The sequence below is a fragment of the Cryobacterium sp. TMS1-20-1 genome, assembly GCF_004402355.1.
Taxonomy (GTDB): domain Bacteria; phylum Actinomycetota; class Actinomycetes; order Actinomycetales; family Microbacteriaceae; genus Cryobacterium; species Cryobacterium levicorallinum.
The window spans coordinates 14,305-36,486 of the sequence record NZ_SOGF01000069.1; the positions used below are offsets into that span (position 1 = coordinate 14,305).

At 65.0% G+C, this 22,182-nt stretch carries 14 protein-coding genes; 11 read left to right on the top strand and 3 right to left on the bottom strand.

What is annotated here, in order from left to right; translation table 11 throughout:
• Positions 1–17: 17 nt before the first annotated feature.
• Together E3O45_RS16505 and E3O45_RS16510 are read right to left on the bottom strand one after the other, a co-directional pair.
• Positions 18–1,460: an O-acetylhomoserine aminocarboxypropyltransferase/cysteine synthase family protein gene (locus E3O45_RS16505; RefSeq protein WP_241985412.1), complete on the bottom strand. Its 1,443-nt coding sequence runs from the start codon at positions 1,458–1,460 to the stop codon at positions 18–20.
• Complete coding sequence (locus E3O45_RS16510) at positions 1,460–2,632, bottom strand: MalY/PatB family protein (protein WP_134444572.1); 1,173 nt, start codon at positions 2,630–2,632, stop codon at positions 1,460–1,462. Before E3O45_RS16510 ends, E3O45_RS16505 begins: the two co-directional genes overlap by 1 nt.
• Positions 2,633–3,960: 1,328 nt before the next feature.
• Here E3O45_RS16510 and E3O45_RS16515 point away from each other — a divergent pair.
• Positions 3,961–4,692 (top strand): hypothetical protein, encoded by a 732-nt coding sequence (locus E3O45_RS16515; RefSeq protein ID WP_134444574.1) that lies wholly within the window; start codon positions 3,961–3,963, stop codon positions 4,690–4,692.
• Positions 4,693–4,811: 119 nt separating this feature from the next.
• Here E3O45_RS16515 and E3O45_RS16520 read toward each other — a convergent pair whose 3' ends face one another.
• Positions 4,812–5,660, bottom strand: a complete 849-nt coding sequence (locus tag E3O45_RS16520; RefSeq protein ID WP_134444576.1) for an alpha/beta fold hydrolase — start codon at positions 5,658–5,660, stop codon at positions 4,812–4,814.
• A gap of 228 nt (positions 5,661–5,888) precedes the next feature.
• Between E3O45_RS16520 and E3O45_RS16525 the strand changes: the two genes are divergently transcribed.
• The 10 genes from E3O45_RS16525 (at position 5,889) to E3O45_RS16570 (ending at position 22,179) form a co-directional block, all read left to right on the top strand.
• Entirely contained in the window at positions 5,889–6,620 is a 732-nt protein-coding gene (locus tag E3O45_RS16525; RefSeq protein WP_370450396.1) for a GAF and ANTAR domain-containing protein, read from the top strand.
• A gap of 333 nt (positions 6,621–6,953) precedes the next feature.
• Entirely contained in the window at positions 6,954–9,185 is a 2,232-nt protein-coding gene (locus E3O45_RS16530) for a UvrD-helicase domain-containing protein (RefSeq protein ID WP_134444577.1), read from the top strand.
• Between the two features lie 221 nt (positions 9,186–9,406).
• A complete protein-coding gene (locus tag E3O45_RS16535; RefSeq protein WP_134444579.1) occupies positions 9,407–10,996 on the top strand; it encodes an HNH endonuclease signature motif containing protein in 1,590 nt (529 codons plus the stop codon).
• Positions 10,997–11,058: 62 nt separating this feature from the next.
• A complete protein-coding gene (locus E3O45_RS16540; RefSeq protein ID WP_134444631.1) occupies positions 11,059–13,170 on the top strand; it encodes an alpha/beta fold hydrolase in 2,112 nt (703 codons plus the stop codon).
• Between the two features lie 58 nt (positions 13,171–13,228).
• A complete protein-coding gene (locus E3O45_RS16545; RefSeq protein WP_166789543.1) occupies positions 13,229–14,725 on the top strand; it encodes a DUF3375 domain-containing protein in 1,497 nt (498 codons plus the stop codon).
• Positions 14,718–15,377, top strand: coding sequence for a DUF4194 domain-containing protein (locus E3O45_RS16550; protein ID WP_134444582.1), 660 nt, complete (start codon positions 14,718–14,720; stop codon positions 15,375–15,377). Before E3O45_RS16545 ends, E3O45_RS16550 begins: the two co-directional genes overlap by 8 nt.
• A complete protein-coding gene (locus E3O45_RS16555) occupies positions 15,374–18,742 on the top strand; it encodes an ATP-binding protein (RefSeq protein ID WP_134444584.1) in 3,369 nt (1,122 codons plus the stop codon). The genes E3O45_RS16550 and E3O45_RS16555 overlap by 4 nt, the downstream gene beginning before the upstream one ends.
• A gap of 87 nt (positions 18,743–18,829) precedes the next feature.
• The gene (locus E3O45_RS16560; protein ID WP_134444586.1) at positions 18,830–19,483 is read left to right on the top strand and encodes a hypothetical protein; all 654 of its coding nucleotides are present in this window, start codon (positions 18,830–18,832) and stop codon (positions 19,481–19,483) included.
• A gap of 148 nt (positions 19,484–19,631) precedes the next feature.
• Entirely contained in the window at positions 19,632–20,852 is a 1,221-nt protein-coding gene (locus tag E3O45_RS16565; protein ID WP_134444633.1) for an amidohydrolase, read from the top strand.
• Positions 20,842–22,179: a DUF3100 domain-containing protein gene (locus E3O45_RS16570; protein WP_134444588.1), complete on the top strand. Its 1,338-nt coding sequence runs from the start codon at positions 20,842–20,844 to the stop codon at positions 22,177–22,179. Before E3O45_RS16565 ends, E3O45_RS16570 begins: the two co-directional genes overlap by 11 nt.
• Positions 22,180–22,182 lie beyond the last annotated feature (3 nt).

Consider the following 22,182-nt stretch of genomic DNA (forward strand, 5'->3'; position numbering starts at 1 on the left):
TTCAGATTACCTAGCGTTTAGAGGATGCCGGCGACTCGGTCGAGCCCCCCGCGGAGATCGAGCAGAAGGTCGTCGAGCGCTTCGATTCCGACTGACAGGCGCAGCATTCCGGCGGTGATGCCGAGGCGGGCGTTGAGGTCGGGGGCGAAGGAGGCGTGGGTGGTGGTCAGCGGATGCAGCACCATCGAGCGGGTGTCGCCGATACCGGTCATGCGGCTGAACACCCGCAGGCCGTTCGTGAAGGCGCGGGCACCCTCGGTGCCGCCCTTGACCGTGACGGCGAAGACCGAGCCGGTGCGCCCGTTGTAGTACTGCTGCGCAATGTCGTGCAGCGGGCTGCTCGGCAGGCCGGCGTAGTCGACGACCTCGACCTCCGGCTGCTCTTCGAGCCAGTGCGCGATGGCACGGGAATTGTCGACGTGGCGTTCCATGCGCAGCGACAGGGTTTCGATGCCCTGGTGCAGCAGAAACCCGTTGAACGGGGAGAGCGCCGGGCCGACGTCGTTGACGACGGCCTCGCGCACATACTGGGCAAAGGCGGCCGGGCCGAACCGGTCGAGCAGCGACGGCAGGCCGGGGCGCAGCGAGTCGGTCAGCAGCGGGTAGCGGCGGGAACTCGCCGCCCAGTCGAAGGTGCCGCCGTCGACGATCGCGCCGGACACACCGGCGCCGTGGCCGCTGAGAAACTTGGTGGTCGAGTGCACGACGATGTCGGCGCCGTGCTCGAACGGGCGAATCAGGTACGGCGTGGCCACGGTGTTGTCGACGACGAGGGGGATGCCGTGGCGGCGGGCGACGGCGGCAATGCGGGCGATATCCACGACGTCGTTGCGCGGGTTGGGGATCGTTTCGGTGAAAATCGCCTTGGTCTCCGGGCGAATGACCGCGTCCCAGGCTTCGTCGGAGTCGGTGTCCCAAACGTAGTCGACCTCGATGCCCATGCGGCGAAAGCTGCGACCGAGCAGAATGCGGGTACCGCCGTAAATGCTCGCGGTCGACACGATGTGTTCGCCCGCTTCGGCCAGGGCGAACAGGGCGGCGCTGATCGCGGCTTGCCCGCTCGACACGGCGACACAGGCGGTGCCGCCCTCGAGCGAGGCGAGGCGCTGCTCGGCGACCGCGTTGCTCGGGTTGCCCTGCCGGGAGTAAATGGGTTCGCGGGAGCCACCGTTGAACCGGGCGGCGCCGTCGTCGAAGGAGTCGAAGACGTACCCGGCGCTCAGGGTGAGCGGTGGAATGCGTGCGCCGCAGTTTTCGTCGGCGTATTCGCCGACGTGCACCTGGCGGGTGTCGAAGCTGAAGCCGTCCCAGTCGGTAATCGGGACCACGACCTCACGAGCGTCAGAGTTCAGCGGTGACGACGTGAGTGAAGCGGATACTGGTGCTGGCGTAGCCATGAAACTTCCTGTTGCGTCGGTGTGGGTCGGGAGCGGAGCATCCGTTTGTGTAGAGGTGGTCATCAGGCCGCAGCCTGGGCCGACACCCGGGCGACGAGCGCCGCGATGCGGACGACGGCCTCGCGCAGAGTGTCGGGGGAGCAGGCCAGGTTGAGGCGGGCGAAGCCCTGACCGCCGAGGCCGAAGGACTCACCGCTGTTGAGGGCGACGCGGGCATCGTCGAGAATGCGCTGGTACGGATTGTCCCCGAGACCGACGTGGCGAAGATCCATCCAGGCAAGATAGCTGGCGCGCGGCCGGTGATAGATCACGGCGGGAAGGTGTTCGCGGAGTAGGGAATCCAGGAGAGCATCGTTGCTGACAATTTGGTCGATGGCAGTGTCGAGCCAGTCGGTACAACCGAACGCGGCGATATTCGCGTGCAGGCCGAGAATGCTGGTGCGACAGGCAACTTCCTCGGGCAGAAGGTTCAGCAGCGCGTTGGTCGCATCATCGGCCGCGACCATGATGGCGCACTTGAGCCCGGCAATGTTCCAGCCCTTGCTCGCCGAGGTCACGGTCACCGCGCGCGCGCCGGCGGCCACGGCCAGCGGGGCGAACGGAGTGAAGGTGGCGCCGGGGTAAGTGAGCGGGGCGTGGATCTCGTCGGAGATCACGAAGACGTCATAGTCGGCCGCGAGCCGGGCGAGCTCCTCGAGTGTGGCCCCCGCCCACACGATGCCGTGCGGGTTGTGCGGGTTGCACAGGAGGAAGGCATCGACGCCGGAAGCGAAACTGCGCTCCAGCGCCGCGAAGTCGAACAGCCAGGTGTCACCGTGCTCGATCAGGGGGGTCTCCACGACGTTACCGAGGGCCTCCTCCACCAGTTCGTAGAACGGCGGGTAGACCGGCGGGGTGATCGCGACGCGGCCGCCAACCGGCACGGCCAGGCGCAGGGCCTCGACGATGCCGACGCTGACGTCCGTGGCGAGATGTACGTGGCTCGGGTCTACGTTCCAGCCCCAGCGGTTCAGGGCGAACGCGGCGAAGGCCGGAGCAAGCGGCCCAGGGCCGTCAAGGTAGCCGGTGTCGGAAGCCTGTACGCGCTCCACCAGGGTCGCGACGATCTCTGGTGCCAGGGGGTAATCCATCTCGGCAACGAACAAGGGAAGTACGTCGGCGGGAAACCGAGTCCACTTGATGCTGCTGCGCTCGCGCCGGATATGCTCCAGCGGTGCGGCCTTGATGACTGACATGACCACAGCATGTTCCTGCCGCCCCGAATTAGCGAACAGGTCCGTAAATATTCGACATATGAGAGCGGATGCCGCCGGTGCCCGGTCGCAGCGGTCAAGGGTGTTGTCACCCCTGACTCACGCCCGGGATAGGCGATAGGAACCGACATGTCCAGCGCTCCGTAAGCCAACGGCTGACGGGACGTTTCTGTATGGCCAGACTGCGAGGATTCGCTGCGTCGGCATTGCGCGTCGGCTGACCTTCTGGTTCCCACCGACGGATGGACGGGTCGTAGTGGCCCTGTTCGCGGGCGAGAAGGCAACAACGGGAGACATGTTCGCAGGATGTGGGTCCACATCCCGGCAGGGTACGTCGACCGGTCGACGGGCCGGGAGATTCGTGTTCGGAGGATTTGCCCGTCCCAGAGCGCCAACTCATAGGTGCGGTGATGCCTGACAGGCTGTCCTGATGCGCCGCGTACGAGCTGCCACTTCTCCGCCACGCAGAAATCGTCGTGGTCCTCGCGGGTCGTGGCCGGGTGCTTACTCACCGCCGCGCTCAAGCCATTCGAGGAGCTGCTCGTCGGTTGAAAGTTTGATGAGCTGCACAAGTGCCCAGTTGTCGGCGTGATTCGGAGCACGCTCCAGCCGGTCGTCCCAGTCTTTGGCTTACTCACGAAGCGACAGGGCGAGGTCAGCGAGCGCGCCGTCAACATCCGTACCCTCTGACACGAAGGGGCGACCATCCATCAACGCAATGGTGCGGTCATCTTCCCGAGTGACGCGAACGCGCGGCGATACAGTTCGAGAGAAGATATGTACGGAGCCGATCCACCGGCATGACCGCAGAGAGCTGACCATCGCGCTGCACGGTGACGGTTCGCCCGCGCGCACATGCGAACGCACGTTCAGTACGTCATGTTCATGTCATCTCGGTGTCACCTCCTCTGGCCACCGCGGCACTTGATGCACAGGGCCGACGCCGTCCGCTTGGCAGCACGACGGGCGCCCACGGTCCGAGTCAGGTCACCACCAACAATGACGAGCTCAGGCGGAACAGCGAGACTTCTCAGGTGATCGGCTACCTGGACCAACCGATTAAGCGCTTCGAGGTCTTCCATCGCGGTGGCCCGTAACTCTTTCGGGGGGAGCGGGCTGGATTCGAAAATCCGTAAAATGAATATTTGACACTTCGCTCTAACTTTGAAACGTCCTGGCGCTGATGGCTGGATTGCTTGGTTCCCGCGCGACCGCGCGGGTGAGAACCCTGAAACGACGGAGCACTCCATCTCAATGTTGAATCCTGAGTTAGTTACCCGATCCGCACACCGCCACCGAATCGCCTTCCGGTGACTTTCAATTCCCCCTCTGAGTCGCGTTTTGCGGCGGCCAGCCGGTTTATGACGGCGCAGACCTGGTGGATTGCCAGCGAATTGGTTCGCCGGCATCCGCATCTACTCATGACGCGCGTCACAGCTGAAGACGACGGGCCAGTAGTTCTGCTCCACGACGAACAAGATGGCATGCGCATTCAGTTCGATTTGGAACGCGGCATCAGATTTGTGGTTTTGGGTGAGGCCGTCAACATTGGGTGGCGACGCATTGTGAACTCGGATAGTTCGCACGAGATCGTGAAGATGATCGAGTTCGCCACGGGTCTTCAGGCGCCCCGAGTCACGCCGAATACCACGCCTCGTGCTCTCGTATACAGGCTGATCAGTAGCTTCCTGACGTCGGTCGTGAACGACCCGAATGAGTGGAACGTCGTGCCAGCGACCATGTCCATTGACGGCACCGACGATCAGAGCGCCGGGCAGTTTCTGCTCTTGTTTCCGTCAACGCGAGCGGCTGTGGCGGCTTACACCGCGCAGACCCATACCCAATTACCCAACGGCGGCACACGGCTCTTCCATCAGCCGTTTTGGGCCCTTACCCGGGACCTTGAGGCTGTGGCCATTCTAGACACTGCCGGGGTTATTCACACACGCGAGGGCGCCGTGCGCCTGATGCCGATTTTCAAGGAAGCAGGTGGTCAGATGTCAGCGACCACGGCCTGCGTGCTGGGAAAATTCCAGCCCTGACCACTCCAGCCTGCCGTTGACTGCCGCGCCACTCTCTGCGAGTAGATCTCTACACGCGAAGGGGCCAAGCCACCCACCGACAGGGCCCGGCATCGTGGGTAGGGGCCCTGTCGGGCGTGCTACTTGGCGAGGAACGCGAGTACGTGCCGGTTCCATTCGTCCTTGTGGGAAACGGTGAGACCGTGGGGGGCGTCTTCGATCAGTACGAGTACGCTGCCGGAGATGGCCTCGTGCGTGCGCTTGCCGCTGACCTCGAACGGCACGATGGTGTCAGAGTCGCCGTGAATCACCATGGTCGGGATGGTAATTTTCGTCAGGTCATCGCGAAAGTCCGTCGTCGCGAAGGCGGTGGTGCAATCGAGCGTGCCCTTCGGTGAAGCCATCTGGGCAATATCGAGGTTGTACGCAATCTGTTCGGAACTGACCTTCGGCTTGTTGACCAAGGACGGTTTACCCGCCGTGAAGAACATCGTCAGGAACTCATTCAGGAATGCCGGCCGATCGCCGGTCAAACCGTCGTGGAACCACTGGGCCAGGTCGGCGTCGACACCGCCGTCAGGGTTGTCCTCAGCTTTCCAGAGGTACGGCGGCACCGCGCTGGCGAAGACGAGTTTCGCGATGCGGTCGGTGCCGTAGGTAGTGACGTAGCGGGCGAGCTCGCCGCCGCCCATCGAGAATCCGATGAGCGTAACATCCCGTAGGTCCAGGGTATCGAGAACGGTCTTTAGGTCGGCAGCGAACGTGTCGTAGTCGTACCCGTTCCAGGGCTGTGACGACTGGCCGAACCCGCGACGGTCGTAGGTAATAACCCGGTAGCCGGCGTCGACCAGGGCGGGGACCTGACCCTCCCAGGATCTGCCGCTGAGGGGCCAACCATGAATAAGCACGACGGGCTTTCCGGCACCGACGTCGTCGTAATGCAATTCAACGCTCGGATCGTTCTGACCGGTGACGGTGATGAAAGGCATGTTCACTCCTTGCAATCGGGATGGTTCCTTGGAGGTAATCGGGATGGTTGTTTCGAGGTAACCGGTGTTCGCTGGGAGACGGCTGTAGGCGGCACCATCGGTCGGGCTCGTCCCCCACATTCGACAGAACTGACCGGGACTGAGGAGGCAGATCGTGCAACCTGCCAAAGCACTGACATTCGACTCTGACGCGCCACCCGCTGCGAGTTAAGAGCGACACTAAACCGCATGACGAGCATGACGAGCATGACGAGCATGACCCGGGCCGCGCTGGTAAGCGGAGCATTTGTAGAACTAGCTGACGCACTGGTCGGCGAATATGACGTGCTCGATCTCCTGCACACTCTGGTCGACCAATGCGTGGTGTTACTTGACGCCACCGCAGCTGGCATCCTCCTAGCGGACCACAACGGCAACCTGCAAGTTGTCGCCTCCACGAGTGAAGAAAGCCAGATCGTTGAAGTTTTGCAACGTGAAGCCGGAGCAGGTCCCTGCATCGACGCGTATCGGTCAGGGAGGGTCGTCACGCTCAGCGATATCGCCACCAACGGGGATCTCTACCCCACTTTTCAGGCCGCGGCATTGTCCCAGGGCTTCCAATCCGTTCACGCCATTCCGATGCGTTTTCGTCCCCACACCATCGGGGCGCTGAATCTGTTTCGAACGAAGAAAGGCGTGTTGAGTGCTGAAGACGCGACAATTGGTCAGGCCCTGGCCGACGTCGCGACGATCAGCCTTCTCCATGAACGCACGGCTCGAGAGAATGCAACGGTCAACGAACAGCTACAGCGTGCCCTCAATAGCAGAGTGTTCATCGAGCAGGCCAAGGGAGTCATCGCTGAACGAAACGGCATCAATATGGATGAAGCGTTCCAGCGGCTGCGCGAGCACGCCCGTTCGCGTCAGGAGCCGATGCACACAAGCGCCGCAGACGTGATCAGCAGCCGCGTCATGATCTAGGTCGGGTGTCGCGATTCACGCACTGCGTCAGCCATGCTTTCGTAGAGGTACTGGCTATAGTTCTGACCTGGATTGGTCCTCCCGACCCTGCCGAGCAGACCACGAAACCATCGAGCGCGGAACTAATGCAGCCGTGGACCGGACGGTCTGTGATCGACCAAACCGACACCGGGTCCCCGTCACCGTCGGTAATACGCCCGAGATGACGTTCACCGATCAAGGTCACCGGGAAAGAAACGTGCCCGCCCAGGCCGTCCCGAGCGTCCCAATACACACAGCAAGGCCCACACTGACCGCGACTAAACTAGTGACTTCGGTTTAAGGGGTGCGTGCGTGATCGACCAGGAGCTTGTTCGGGAACAGAACTATGTCCAGTCGCTGTATGAGCGGTTGGATGCATTAGCGGAAGAGGCCGAACATCAGCTGATCGAGGTGCGCCGCCTCGACGTGGGCGGCAACCACCAGTCCCGCAGCGAGCGCGATACCTTCGCCCGCCTGTACGAGGATCGCATCGTGCAATTGCGCGAGGTCGACGACCGGCTTGCCTTCGGTCGGCTCGAGACTATGCCGGACGACTCCGGCGACTCGGTCTACCGCTACATCGGCCGGGTCGGGCTGCGCGACGAAGACCACAAGCCCCTGTTGCTGGACTGGAGGGTGCCGCAGGCCAGCGCCTTCTATCAGGCCACGGCCGCCACGCCGCTCGGTGCCCGGGCCCGCCGTCACCTGCTGTCCAAGGGGCGCAGCATCATTCGCATCGAGGACGAAATTCTCGATGCCGCCCTGCTTGCCGACCCGGATGCGACCACGCATCAGGGCGAGGGGGCCCTGCTCGCGGCCCTCACCGCGCAGCGCACCGGGCACATGTCCGACATCGTCTCGACCATTCAGGCGGAGCAGGACCGCATTATCCGCTCGGAGCTGGCCGGAATTCTCGTCGTGCAGGGCGGCCCTGGCACCGGCAAAACCGCCGTCGCTCTGCACCGCGCCGCCTACCTCCTGTACACGCACCGGGATCGCCTGCGCGACAGCGGTGTGCTCATCATCGGCCCGTCACGCTCGTTTCTGCAGTACATCGAGGCCGTGCTGCCGTCGCTCGGCGAGACCGGGGTCGTGCTCGCCTCGGTCGGTCAGTTGTTTCCCGACGTCGAAGCGACCGAAGAGGATGCCCCGGCCGTTGCCGCTCTCAAAGGCCAGGCGTTCATGGCCGACCTCATTGCCCGGGCTGTGCAGTCCCGGCAGCGCACCCCGGCCGCCGCGCAGGTGCTCGTCGTCAACGGCGACCGCATCGTGCTGCAGCCGGAGCTGGTCGCCCAGGCGATCGCGCGCGCTCGCGGCACCGGCAAGACCCACAACGAGGCCAGGGTCACGTTCGTGAAGACGGCCATCAACGCGCTGTCCCGGGTCTGGCTCGAGCAACTGCAGCAGCAGGGCCGGTCGATGGACGATACCGACCTGCCGATGCTGCGCGAAGATCTGCGCCTGGCCGATGACGTGCGCGTAGCGCTGAACACCGCCTGGCTGCCGCTGACCCCGCAGAAGCTGCTGCAAGATCTGTATGCGCGGCCGCAGTGGCTGGAGGAGCTGACTCCGCGTTGGCGTTTTGCCCAGCGCAAGCTGCTGGCCCGCGCGCGTGACGCCGAGTTCACGATCGCCGACATTCCGCTGCTCGATGAGGCGGCCGAACTGCTCGGCGAGTACAACGCGGTCGACCAGGCGAAGAAGCGCGCGCTCAAGGAACAGCGCAAGCGTGACGTGGAGAACGCCGAAACGGCCATTGAAAACATGCGGGTGAAGGGGCTGGTCAACGCCAAAGACCTCGCCGCTCGTGCCGGCGAACTCGATGAGCGGGCCACGACCAGTGAGCGTGCCGCGCGGGACCGCAGCTGGACCTACGGCCACGTCGTCATCGACGAAGCGCAGGAACTCTCCCCGATGCAGTGGCGGCTCGTGTTGCGGCGTGGTCCGCGCAGGTCGTTCACGATCGTCGGCGACATCGCGCAGGCGGCGAGCGCTGCGGCATCCGCTAGCTGGAAGGAGGCGCTGCAGCCGGTACTCGCGGGCTCGCCGGAGGCCGACCGCTGGCGGCTCGAAGAGCTCACGGTGAACTATCGCACGCCGAGCCAGATCGCTACAGCGGCCGAAACCGTCGCGATCTCGCACGGCTTGTCGATCACGCCCTCCCGCACGGTGCGGTCCAGCGAATGGCCGGTCGAGACGGTAGCGGATGCCGCGTCGGCGGTGCGCCGTGATCTGGCGCTCGGCGCCGACGGCACCCTCGCCGTGATCGTCGTCGACGCCGGTCTCAACGACCTGGAAGCCACCCTGCGCGCCGAATTCGGCGACCTGCTCGGCGTCGGTGCGCTCGGTTTGAGCCGGGAGATTGCGCTGCTCACCCCACAGGACGCGAAGGGGCTGGAGTTCGATGCGGTTATCGTTGTTGACCCAGCTGCGATTCTCGCGGGCTCGGAGCGCGGTGCCGGGGCACTCTACGTTGCGATGACCCGCGCCACGCAGCGGCTGTACCTGGTGGGCGACGCGCCGCTCGGTGATGCGCTCGGCTGACGTCGCTGTTGACGCCGTCGTCAATGCGGATGCCGAGCTGCCCTGATCGAGAAAGTGTCTTCCCAAGGTGCGCAGCGAATTGACCTTGGCTGCTCAAACGAGCTTTGAGCCCCGTTCGCTGATCGTAGACAACTCTTAGAAAATCGCACCATAATACTGAGATTGTCTCGCTTTCACGGGCGTTTCGGAGTATAATTGTGGGTGAAGGAGGCATCGTCGCCATGACCCTCACCGTCCCGCCCGCAGCAGCCGGTTCGATGCCGGAGTTTGAGAGTTCCCGGGTTGCGGTGATTGCTCAGGCCGGTGCATTGTTGGCTTCCGTTGTTGACGGGGTGCGGTTTAGTCATCTTGATGACGGTGAAGCGGTCGCGGTCATGGCCGCGCTGGAGGGCCTCGGGCGCAAGGTCGATGCGGCCAGACTGCGGTCGACCACCGACATTGGAGTTCGCGCGGAGACCGACCTCGGCAACGGATCTTTGGCGTATAAAAACGGATGCCGTAACCGGGTTGAGTTCATCACCCAACTTGCCGGCATCTCCGGCCGTGAAGCCAAGCGTCGCCTGAAACTGGGCGAGACGGCGGTCGAACGCACCCCGCTTGGTTTGCCGGTCGCGGCCCGGTATCCGGTCATTGCCGAGGGGCTCGTAAGTGGGGAGCTTGGGGTGGAGTCGGCGGAGATTATCGCCGGCACCCTGACCGCGTTGCAGGGCCGGGTCTTGCCGGACGACCTCGACCGCGTCGAACGTGCACTGGTGGCGTCGGCGACCGGGGAGATCACGCCGGAGACAGTGGGGCTGCCGGGCGCGGGCATCCGCTTCGCGCCCGACATGCTGCGGGCACAAGCCCTGGAGTGGCAGGGCCGGCTCGACCCCGACGGCACCGCGCCCAACGACGACGCCGTCGAGGCGAAAAGCACGTTGACCTTCGGCCTGCTGCGCAACGGGCTCTACCCGGTGCGCGCCAACGTCACCCCGGAACTGCGCGGCATCATGGACACGTTGTTCGACACGTTCCTATCGGCGCGGTCCCGCACACCGCGATTTGAACCCACCGAACCCGGCAATGACCCCAGCGAGCTGGACGGCGTTGACATCGACGGCCCGAGCACGAAGGGTGAGCGCTTCGGCGCCGACCCGTTCAGTGCCGAACCGTTCAGTGCCGACCCGTTCAGCGGCGATACCCGCTTCGACGGGGACCGCCGCACCGGCGGTGAGAAGCGTGCTGACATCCTTCGCTCCGTGTTTGAAGCGGCCGCGCGCGACCCGCAGACCCCGACGATGGGCGGTGCGGCCCCGACCGTCATGATCCACATCAACGCCAGCGACCTCGACCAGGGCCGTGGCGTTGGCTGGATCGACGGTATCGAAGCCCCGGTCTCGTTCCGCCGGGTGAAAGAAGCCATCTGCACCGGCGGCGCCCGAAAGGTACTGTTCGGCGACAACGGCGACGTGCTCTACCTCGGCGACACAGTTCGCTGCTTCACCGCCAAGCAACGCACCGCCATCGCCGCCCGCGACGGAGGCTGCATCATCCCCGGCTGCACCATTCCCGCCCGGTGGAGCGAAGTCCACCACGTCATCCCCTGGCAAAAACACGGCCTCACCAACATCGACAACGGCGTCCTCCTCTGCTGGTTCCACCACCACACCATCGACACCAGCGGATGGAGAATCCGCATGATTAAGGGCCGACCCCACATACTCGGACCACTGCTCTTTGACCCAACCCAAACCTGGCGACCCGCCCACAATCACCGAGCCAACACCCCCAGCCCCGAACCTTACCGGTCCGAACGACCATGGCGCACCTGAGTCTCCGGCGACGCGTGCGCCAGCGGCTAGTCATTCCGGTCGGGTAGCGTTGAAGCATGACAATGGAGTCTCACCCCACGCCCTTTTCCAGTCTCGATGACTACGTGGCGCTGCCGCGGGTGGAGGGCCTCGCGCTCTCGCCCGACGGGCAGCGGGTCGTCCTCACTGTTGCGACCCTCACCCGCGACCAGACGAGCTATGAGCGGGCACTGTGGTCAGTGGCCGCCGACGGCACCGGCGTTCCGACCCGCCTGACCCGGTCGGCGAAGGGCGAATCCGGGGCCGCGTTTACGGCCGACGGAGACGTTTTGTTCGTTTCCACCCGCCTCGACGCGGCTGCTGACAAGGGTGCTGACACGGACGCCGTGGCCGCCCAGCTCTGGCTGCTGCCTGTTGCCGGCGGCGAGGCTCGCGCGATCACCCGCCTGGCGGGGGGAGTATCCGGCATCGCCGCGGTGGCGTCCTCCTCCTCCAACCTCGTGATCGCCGCCGAGCTCCTGCCGAGCGCCGCCGACCTCGAAGCTGAAGGCGCCGCCCGCAAGGAACGCACCGAGAAGAAGGTCGCGGCTATTCTGCACGAGAGCTACCCGGTGCGGTTCTGGGACCACGATCTCGGTCCGGCCGAACCCCACCTGCTGGCGCTCGACCTCGCCGACCTGCAGGACACGATCGCACCTCCCGCCAGCGCCAGCGACACGGTCAGCGAAGCGGATGCCCCCGCTCCTTATCCAGCCGACCTCCCGCGTCCCCGAGACCTCACGGCCGCCCCCGGTCGCACCATGGATACCGCCGGCCAGGCCCTAACCCCGGACGGATCCACGCTAATCGTCGCCCTGCGGGTTGCTGAGCAACGCTCCGGTCGCTATGTGCTGGCCTCCATCGACGTCGCGACCGGCACCCAGACCACCCTGTTCGACGAATTGAAGGTTGACTTCGAATTCCCGGCTGTGAGCCTCGACGGTAGACAGATCGCCTTCGTGCGAACAGCCGTCAGTACCCCGGAGGGTCCGGCCGACCAAGAACTCTGGGCTGCCGACCTGGACGGCCGCCGCCCGCGTCGCCTCGCCGCCGAATGGGACCGCTGGCCGACCAGCCTGGTCTTCGACGCGGACACCGAATCCAACCAGGCCCTTATCGTCACGGCCGACCACGACGGCCGCGGTCCGATCTTTCGCGTACCGCTAGACGGCGGAGCGCCCGAGCAGCTCACCACCGACGACTTCAGCTACACCAACGTCTGCGTCGATGCCCAGACCGGCGACCTCGTGGCCTTGCGCTCCTCCTGGATCGCGCCGGCGCATCCGGTGCGCATCGGCCGTTCCGGTGCCGTCAGCATGCTCGCCACACCGGCCGCGCTTCCCGAGGTTCCCGGCACGATCACCGAGGTTGAGACCGTGGCCGAAGACGGAGCGCGAGTACGCGCCTGGCTACTGCTGCCTGCGGGAGCCGGGCAGGAGCATCCGGCCCCGCTTCTGCTATGGATTCACGGCGGCCCGCTGAACAGTTGGAACGCCTGGAGCTGGCGGTGGAGCCCGCTGCTCGCCCTAGCCCGAGGTTACGCGGTGCTCTTGCCCGACCCCGCGCTCTCGACCGGCTACGGGCTCGATTTCATCGCTCGCGGCTGGAACGCCTGGGGTTGCAAGCCCTACACCGACCTGCTCGCGATCGTTGATGCAGTCGAAGAGCTGCCCGAGATCGACGAGACCCGCACCGCAGCGATGGGCGGATCATTCGGAGGCTATATGGCCAACTGGATCGCCGGCCACACCGATCGGTTCCGCGCCATCGTCAGCCACGCGAGCCTGTGGTCGCTCGACCAGTTCAACGGAACGACCGACGACTCGCAATACTGGCAGAGCATATTCTCGGCGCAAGGCATGATCGACAATTCGCCGCACCAGGCGGTGCGCGAGATCGTCACGCCGATGCTCGTCATTCACGGTGACCACGACTACCGGGTGCCGATTGGCGAAAGCCTGCGGCTGTGGTCTGAGCTCGCCGAACACCACGCAGGGGTCGACGGCAGTACCCAGCACAAATTCCTGTTCTTTCCCGACGAGAACCATTGGGTACTCAAGCCTCAACACGCGGTGGTCTGGTACCAGACCGTGTTCGCTTTTCTGGACCAGCACGTGCACGGCGCCGACTGGAAGCGGCCGCGCCTGCTTGGCTGATCAGGTCAGGGGCACCCCGCAAGTCGGTTAAAGTGGAGAGCTGGAAAGGAACCAGCTATTGAGTGACATTGCAGGCGAATTGGCGCGGGTGCGCGAAGCCTTCGACAAACCCACCCTGCGACTACTCGACCGCAAATGGGCGCCGTTCGTGCTCGCTGTGTTCAAGAGCTCATTCAGCCGTGAGCGTCGCAGCGTGTCCTGCGAGGCACTGCACACCCAGGTGGATGCCTACCTCGCCGACCTCCGCAGCATCGGCCTGGATGCGCCCGAGAAAACGGGCCGCGCCCTCTGCGTGCAGTGGATGAACGACCTCTGGCTTTACCGGGAGATCAGCGACGCGGGGGAGGAACACTACTCGCTCACCAGCCATGCCCTCGAAGCACTGCTGCTCGTCGACGGTCTCGCCCGAGATCGGGCGCTGATCAGCGAATCCCGCCTCACCACGATCGTCGACACCGTGCGTCATCGCGCCACCGAAGCCAACCCAGACCGCGAGGAGCGGGTGCGGCGTCTCGACCAGCAGATCCACGAGCTCAGCAGCGAGCGTGACCGGCTCTCCGACGGCGGCGACATTGAGCCGGCCTCCAACGAGCAGATGCACGAGGGCTACGCCAACCTCATCAACCTTATTCAGCAGCTGCCGAGCGACTTCAAACGCGTCGAAGAGTCCGTCGCGGCCATGCATCGCCAGATCGTCAACGACTTCCGCGGCGAGGAACGGCCGATCAGCGAGGTTCTCGATGACTACCTCGCCAAAACGGATGCCCTCATGTCGTCGACCGCGGAGGGTCGCGCCTTCGAGGGCGCCTTCACCCTGCTGCGCAACGACGCTCTGTTGCAGGGGCTGAAAGCGGATCTCGAGACGATTCTGCTGCATCCGTTCGCCCTCGAACTCAGTCGCACCGAACGCCGCAGCTTCATGAGCACGGTCACCCTCATTCGCAAGGGCATCGACGACGTGCTGACCCAGCGCAAGGGGCTCACGACCACGCTGCGCGAGCACATCGTCAACCATGACGTCGTGAAAGATCGCGAGCTTGAACGTGTGCTGCGCGACGTCAATCGCGAGCTCGCGACTTGGATGCAGACCGCCGGGCCCCGCTCCACTGTCACCGCCGAACTGATGCCGGGCACCCTCGACGTTGAGCACCTGCACGAACGGTTCTACGATCCGGTCGCCCACCGCGCTCCGCCCGCGCTGGCCGATGTGTCGGGCGCCGCGCCCGCGGCGCCGAGCCTCGACGCCCTGCGGCAGCAGGGTGGGCCACTGCTCCAAGAACTGCGCGACGCCCTCGTGGCCGCATTCGGGACGGGGGAGGCGGCATCCATTGGCAGCGCCTTCAACGGGCTCGACGCGAGCCTGCGTCGGCCGGTCGAGATCCTCGGCCTGCTGCAGCTCGCCGCCCAGCTCAGCCCGGGCACGGCGGGGCTGGAGCGCTTTGAAACGGTGCGACCGGATGGCTCGGTGCGTTTCTTCGAGGTGCCGCGCCTCATTTTGACCGACGACGACACGGCGGCATTGGCCGCCCAGAATTTGGGTTCCGAGAATGACTGACGACCTGGCTGACGACGACACCGGCATAGACAGCGACCCGGCCAGCCTCTCGCTGTTCGAGGGGGATGAGGGCGGCCTGAGCGTGGAGCAGCGCCGGACGCTCGTGCTGCTGCTCAAGCACCGCTATATTTCGTCGGCACTGCAGCCGGCCGAGTGGCAGACCCTGCTGAAGTCGCAGAGCCTGCTCAAATCCCGGCTCAACGACGTCTTTCTCGACCTGCACGTTGACCTGCACTACGAGATCGCCTTCAAACGGCAGGCCCTCGCCGAGGGCGGCGAACGCTTCCCCACCCTGCTGCACGACGTCGCCTACAGCCGGGAAGAGACCATTCTGCTCGTGCTGCTCCGCCAGCGTTTTCGCAGCGAACGCGCCAACGGCCTGGAAATTGTTCTGGTCGACCGCGACAACCTGGTCGACAACGTTGCCCATTTTCGGCCGGAGCACGCGACCGACCTGTCCGGCGACGCGCGCAAGGCGACGGCCGCCGTCGACAGCCTCGCCAAGGCGCGGGTGCTGCTGAAAACCAGCGACCCCGACCGCTTTCGCATCTCCGCAGTGATCGAAGTGCTGCTGCCGGTGGAGCGCCTGCGTGAGCTGCTCGAGTGGCTGCGCGTCGAAAATAACGAACCGCTGATGGAGCCCCTGGTATGAACGATTCCCCGCTGTTCTATATCAACGGCGCCACCGAGGGCACCACGCAGTGGCGTGCCGAATCGATGCAACTGGTCAATTGGGGCGGCTTTCATGGTCACCACGAGGTCGACTTCAGTGCCTCGGCCACGCTCGTCTCCGGAGCTTCCGGCACCGGCAAGAGCAGCCTGCTCGACGCCTACCTCGCCCTCATGATGCCCTCGGACACCCCGTTCAACGGTGCGTCGAACGACGCCGGCTCCGGCCGGGCCCGCAGCGTCGACCAGCGCAACCTGATGACCTACCTTCGCGGCAAGACCGACGCCAACCGCGAAGCCGGCACCGACGAGCTGACCGACCAGGTGCTGCGCGGCGCAAACGCAGCCACCTGGGGCGCCATCGCCATGACCTTTGTCGACGACAACCAGCGCCGCTTCACCGTGCTGCGGGCCTACTTCGTGCCGCGCGGCGCCCACAAATTCGCCGACGTCACCATGAAAATGGCTACGACAGACGGATGCCTCGACCTGCGCGACCTCGCCGCCATCGCCGAGAATCGGTTCGACAAGCGCGCCCTGAAAGCCCACTTCGACGGCCTCGACGTCTTCGACACCTACGCGGCGTTCGCCCAGACGCTGTACACGCGGCTCGGCATCGGCGCCAACGGTGAGGGCAGCAAAGCGTTGCGACTGCTCGCCCGCATTCAGGCGGGCCAGCAGGTGAAAACGGTCGATGGACTGTATAAGTCGATGGTGCTCGAAGAGCCGGCCACCTTCGCCGCCGCCGACAAGGCCGTCGACCACTTCGAAGACCTCGAGCGCTCCTACGGCGCCATGGTCACCGAGGCGCAGAAGGCGCAGGTGCTCGAACGCCTGCCCGAGCTCAACGCCGGCTATGAGGCCGCGACGGCCAAGGCTGATCTGGTCGACACCTTCGGCGTGCACCGGGCCGGCGATACCCCGTTCGTGCTGTGGCAGTTGCAGACCGAGCAGGCCCTCCTCGAAACCGCCGCCGACACCAACCGGGTTGCCCGCCGGGACAACCGGGTCGCCCTGAGCCAGGCGCGTGACGGGGAGACCGCTCTGAAAACCCGGGTGGCCGACTTGCAACACCAGCAGCGCAACAACGGCGGCGACCTGCTCGAACGCCTGCAGAACGAACTCACCCAGCTGCGCCACCGGCACGACGACGTGGCTCGCGAGCGCGCGAGCTTCGACGATCGGGTGCAGAATCTCGCCCTGCAGCTCGATTCGCCCGCATCCTTCGCGGCTGCTCAGCGCGCCGCCGAAGAATTCGCCGCCGGGTTCGCCGCCGGCGAGGCCGCACTGGAAGCGACCCGCTCTGCGCTGCAACGCGAGTCGTACCCGGTGGAGGAGCGCATCCGCTTGCTCAAGCAGGAACGTGCCTTTCTGACCGGACGCGAGAGCCTCGTGCCCCAGCAACTGCATCAGGCCCGGCTGCTGATCTCCGAAGCGGCGAACATTCCGGTCGATGCGCTGCCGTTCGTGGCCGAACTGATCGACCTCGCCGCCGGTGAAGAGCAGTGGCGGCTGGCCGCCGAGGTGACCCTCGCCTCGGTCGTCAAGGTTCTGCTCGTCGATGAGACCCGGATCGCTCAGCTCAGCGCGGCGATCGACCCGCTGCAGCTGCCGCTGCGCATCCACTTTGAGGGTGTTGAGCTGAAGCCGCACGTCGTGGCCGTCGGCGACGCTCGTTACGTCTCGGGCAAGCTCGACGTGAAAGACTCGCCGTTCAGCAGCTGGGTGCAGGCGCGCCTGCGGAGCGCTAACCTCGACGCACTGTGCGTGGCCAGCCCATCCGAGCTGGGTGGCGCAGGCGCCCGGGTGACTTCGAGCGGGCAGACTCGCAATGGGTCCCGGGGCGCCCACGGCACAAACGCGGGTCAGAAATCGATCATCGGATTCTCCAGCCGCGCCCGGCTCGACGACATTGCGTCGGAACTCGCGGCGCAGGGGCGGGTGGCCGATGCTGTCGCTGGACGGGCATCCGCTGTCGCAGACAGCTTGGTCGGACTGCGCGATAACCAGGCCGCTCACCAGCACATTCTCGACACCGACTGGTCGACCATCGACGTTGCGGCGGCCGCCGAGCGCATTGCGGGCAAGAAATCCGAGCAAGAACGGATGCTCGCCGGCAGCGATATCCTGCGCGCCCTGAACGATGAAGAGGGCCGGCTGGCCCTCCAACTCGATATTGCCGGAAAGCAGAAGCACGCGGCCGACCAGACCGGCGCAACGCTGGCCGAGGAGCAGAGCAGCATCGTCGACGCGCAAGACACGGTGAGCGGGCGGCTGGACCAGATCGACCAGGGCGACGCGCTCGTGCTCGCGGCCGAACATGCCGCGCACCTGAGTGAGCAGTTTGCGCTGGTCACCGACCAGAACGACCTTTCCGGTTTTCCCGCCGGCCTGAAACGCCTGCGCGAGCGGTTGATTGCGCAGTCGGCGCAGGACCGCGACAGCGCGGCACGCGATCGCGCGGCCATGATCGGCATCTTCGAGTCCTTCCAGAGCCGCTGGCCCGACCCGAACATCGGCGTCGCGCTCGAATCGGTCACGAGCTACACCGACATTCTCGACGCGATCCGCACCCTCGGCCTGTCGGAGCGGCGGCAGGAATGGAAGCGCCGACTCTCCGCCTGGAGCGGCCAGGACCTCGTGCCGCTCACCGGCGCGTTCAACTCGGCGATCGAGGAGATCGAAGACCGGCTGCGACCGATCAACGAAATTCTCGCGACCCTGCCGTTCGGCGCGGGCCGGGACCGCCTGCAGATCGCCCTGCGCCGCCTGCACCCGGGTGACGCGACCTCGTTCCGCAAGGAGCTCAAGGTGCTCTCTTCAGGCGCGACGGAGCAATTCACCGATGATGAAACCGAGGACCGCTTCACCCGGCTGCAGCGGTTCATGGCTTTGATTCGCCGGCCCGACGGGCTGAACAACTCCCAGCGGGACCTGCTGCTCGACGTGCGCCAGCATGTCGAAATCACCGCCGTGCGCGTGACGCCCGACGGCGTGGAGGTGAGCACCTATTCCTCGCTCGGCGGCAAGAGCGGTGGCGAGTCGCAGGAACTCGTGGCCTTCGTCGTCGGCGCCGCCCTGCGCTTTCAGCTCGGCGATGAGAGCCGCACCCGGCCGCGTTTTGCCCCGGTCTTTCTCGACGAGGGTTTCGTGAAATCCGATGCCGAGTTCGCCGGGCGTGCGGTCGCCGCGTGGAAGGGCCTCGGATTTCAACTCATCGTCGGTGCTCCGCTCGACAAGGTCACCGCCCTGGAACCGCACATGCAGTTGGTGCTCTCGATCACCAAGAACACCGCCACCGGTTACTCCTACATCACGCCGCTGGCGTCACCGGAAGTCGCTGCCTGATTCACTGAAGTGGATCAACGCTGGCGAACTCTACTCTTTGGGCTGCCAGCGGCTTGGGCGTAGCATGTTGGAGGGACGGCGCGTGGAGTGGCCAACGAGATTGGGGCAGAGGTGATCGGATCGCGGCAACTCCATCGCAACCCCAGCTTTCGTAACCCCACTTTTCTCTCAACATGGCTGCTCTGGCTCGTCGGTTTCCTCGCTTTTCCCATAGCCAGCCTCGCCGGAACCGCCGTCGGTGGGCGGCTCAGCAACCCCGTATCGGCCCTGATCGGTGGTGCAGTCTGCGGAGTCGTGATCGGCGTTGGACAGGTGCTGGTCAGCCGGCGTCGACTCGATCCGCTGATCTGGGTACCGCTGTCGGCCATCGGAATGGGCCTGGGGCTGCTACTCGGCTCAACCGTTGTTGACTATGGAACCACCCTGGCCGAACTAGCCCTGATGGGCGCGGTCACCGGGCTCGTTCTCGGCACCGCGCAGGCCATCGCCCTGCCGCGGCGGGCCAGACGCCGCTGGCTGTGGGCACTGGGTGTTGCCGCTCTTTGGGCTCTCGGCTGGACTTTGACCACCCTCGTCGGGGTCGACGTCGATGCCCAGCACACTAATTTCGGCGCCATCGGTGCGGCAGCTGTTACCGCATTGTCGGGGCTGCTGCTGCACTTTTTGCTACCGTATCACCCCGCTTCGGGCGTGTGGCTACCTTCCCGACGGGTCACGACCTCGACGCTTGGACCCCAATGAGGGGGATTGTTTCCGTTCAGTAAGAGCGAGAACGTCCCGACGTAATAGGCTCTGCAGAGCGGATGCCCCGAATCAGTGTCGGCATCGGCGCGACCAGAACGGGCGGCCCGGGGCCGCCAGATCGGAATTACCCGTGGACTTCTCCGCCATGCTCGCCGAGACGACCGGGCTGAGGTCGGACGTCGTCAAACAGGTCGCGTCCGTGGCCGCCGACGTGCTCCAGCTGAGCCGCACCATTCATGCCGACCCGGAGCTGTCCTTTCAGGAGCACCGGGCATCCGTTTTGGTCGCGGCCCGACTTGAAGAAGCGGGATTCGCGATAGAACGCGGCGTGGCCGACCTTGGGACAGCTTTTGTGGCGACCGCAGGAAGCGGACCGCTGACGGTGGCCGTCTGCGTCGAATACGACTCGCTGCCCAACATCGGCCATGCCTGTGGCCACAACATAATCGCCGGCGCGAGCGTCGCGGCCGCACTCGCCCTGCTCCCACTCGTGGATGACCTCGACATCACCCTGCGGGTGATCGGAACTCCAGCCGAAGAGCACGGCGGTGGCAAGGTTGTGCTTCTGGAACGCGGCGTGTTCGATGGTGTGGGCGTCGCCATGATGACCCACCCCGTTCAGGACGGAATGTCCTACAACCCGGAAGGAACGACGAGCCAGGCCGTCGGCCGATACCGGGCGACGTTCCGCGGCACAGCCGCTCACGCTGCGGCGGCACCACATCTGGGAGTTAACGCTGCGGATGCCGCAGTGTTGTCGCAGGTGGCGGTGGGGCTGCTGCGTCAGCAGATTCCCAGCGATCACCGAATCGCTCTCTATGTTTCTGAGGCCGGATTTGCGACGAACATCATTCCCGACACGGCGGTGGTGGAATTTGAATGCCGTGCTTTCACCCTGGCTCAGTACGAGGCGCTCCTCGTGCGCGTTCGTCGGTGCTTTGAGGCTGGCGCGCTGGCCACCGGGGCGACGCTGGAGTTCGAGCAGACCGAACCCCTCTACGAGCCCCTGCTGCAGGACGCGGTGTTGTGCGCCCATTGGAACGAGGGCATGGCGTTCTTCGGGCGCAACGTTGAACGATCTGCGGGGTTGAGCGGTGGGTCAACGGACATGGGTAATATTTCCCAAGTCATCCCCAGCATTCACCCGTGGGTGGGTATCCCCGGGGCTCAGGTTCCCATTCACTCTCACGGATTCGCCGCCGTCGCTGATACTCCGGAGGCCTACGAGATCATGTTCGAATCCGCCATCGCGATGGCGTGGACGGTGCTCGGCGTCAGCACCGACACAGTGCAGCGCGAGACTTTCATCGCCGCAGCACAATCACGCTCGACCGCGCAGACCACTGGGGAATCCGATGAACACTAGCGTCACGCCGACCAAGCCCGCCGAGCGGTCGGCATCCGTTCGACTGAAAAATGCCTGGCCGATCCTTGCATTGGCATTTGTCATCGCGGTGGGATGTCAGGCCATCGGGTCCCTGACGATCGACCTCGGCGTTGGAACCATCATCATTTTTCCGATGGTCTGGGCCATTCTGATCGGTGCCGTGGTGTCGGTGCAGACAATCAAGCCGCTCGGGCTGAACCTGCAAAAGATCGCCAACGCGTTCGTGGGCATCGCCGTGATGCTTCTCGTTGCCCGTTTGGCATTCTCGATCGGTCCGAGCCTTCCCCTGTTGCTCGACGCTGGGCCGGCCCTGCTGGTGCAGGAAATCGGTCATCTGCTGGGCACGGTTGCCCTCGCTTTGCCGCTCGCGGTCTTGCTGCGTATGGGCAAATCCACCGTGGGTGCCACATTTTCGCTCGACCGCGAACCAGCCTTCGCTATGGTCAGTGAGAAGTACGGCCCCGATTCCGACCAGTATCGCGGAGTGCTGGCGATGTATGTGTTCGGAACGCTGTTTGGTGCCGTGTACATCAGCCTGCTCGCGTCGCTTCTGACCTCAGCCGATATCTTCGACCCCCTTGCCCTCGCCATGGGCGCCGGGGTGGGGTCGGGGTCGATGATGGCTGCGGCCGCAGCGAGCATCGTGGCCCAGTTTCCGGCGCAGGCCGAGCAGATTCTCGCCATGGCCGCGGTGTCCAACCTCATCACCACGGTCCTCGGCGTTTACGTCGGCATCTACATCGCCCTGCCGCTCGCCGACCGGTTCTACCGGCTGTTGACTCGGAAACAGGTCGATCAGCAGCAGGCGGTGGATGCCACCGCCGTCGATGAGAACCGTCGGTTCCGGGAAGCCGCTGCGGAGGCCGCCGCGCCGGTGAAACTCCCGATCTGGCTGGCAATGAGCGTGCTCTCCATAGTCGGCATCGCGACGGCGTCGGTGGCCGCAAAGTCCTTTTCCTGGAGCCTCGTCGGCGGCTACGCCATCATGGTCGCGCTGATTCTGGTGAGCATGTTTCTGGCGAAGGTCTCCCGAAAGATTTCGGCGATTGTCTGGGCAACGACGATCGGAGCGCTGATCTCCAGCCCTTGGTCTCCGGTCGGCGAGCTGCTCACGGCTCTGGTGACCAGCGTCGACTTTCTGTCCCTGGCGACCGTCGTGCTCGTCAGTGCGGGGCTGAGCCTCGGCAAGGATATGCCCCTGCTGAAGCGGATCGGCTGGAAGATCATTCCCGTCGGACTCGTGGCGATCACGGCCTCGTTCGTGCTCTCCACCGTCTTCGCCGAGTTCTCCCTGGGTTTCTGGTAGCAG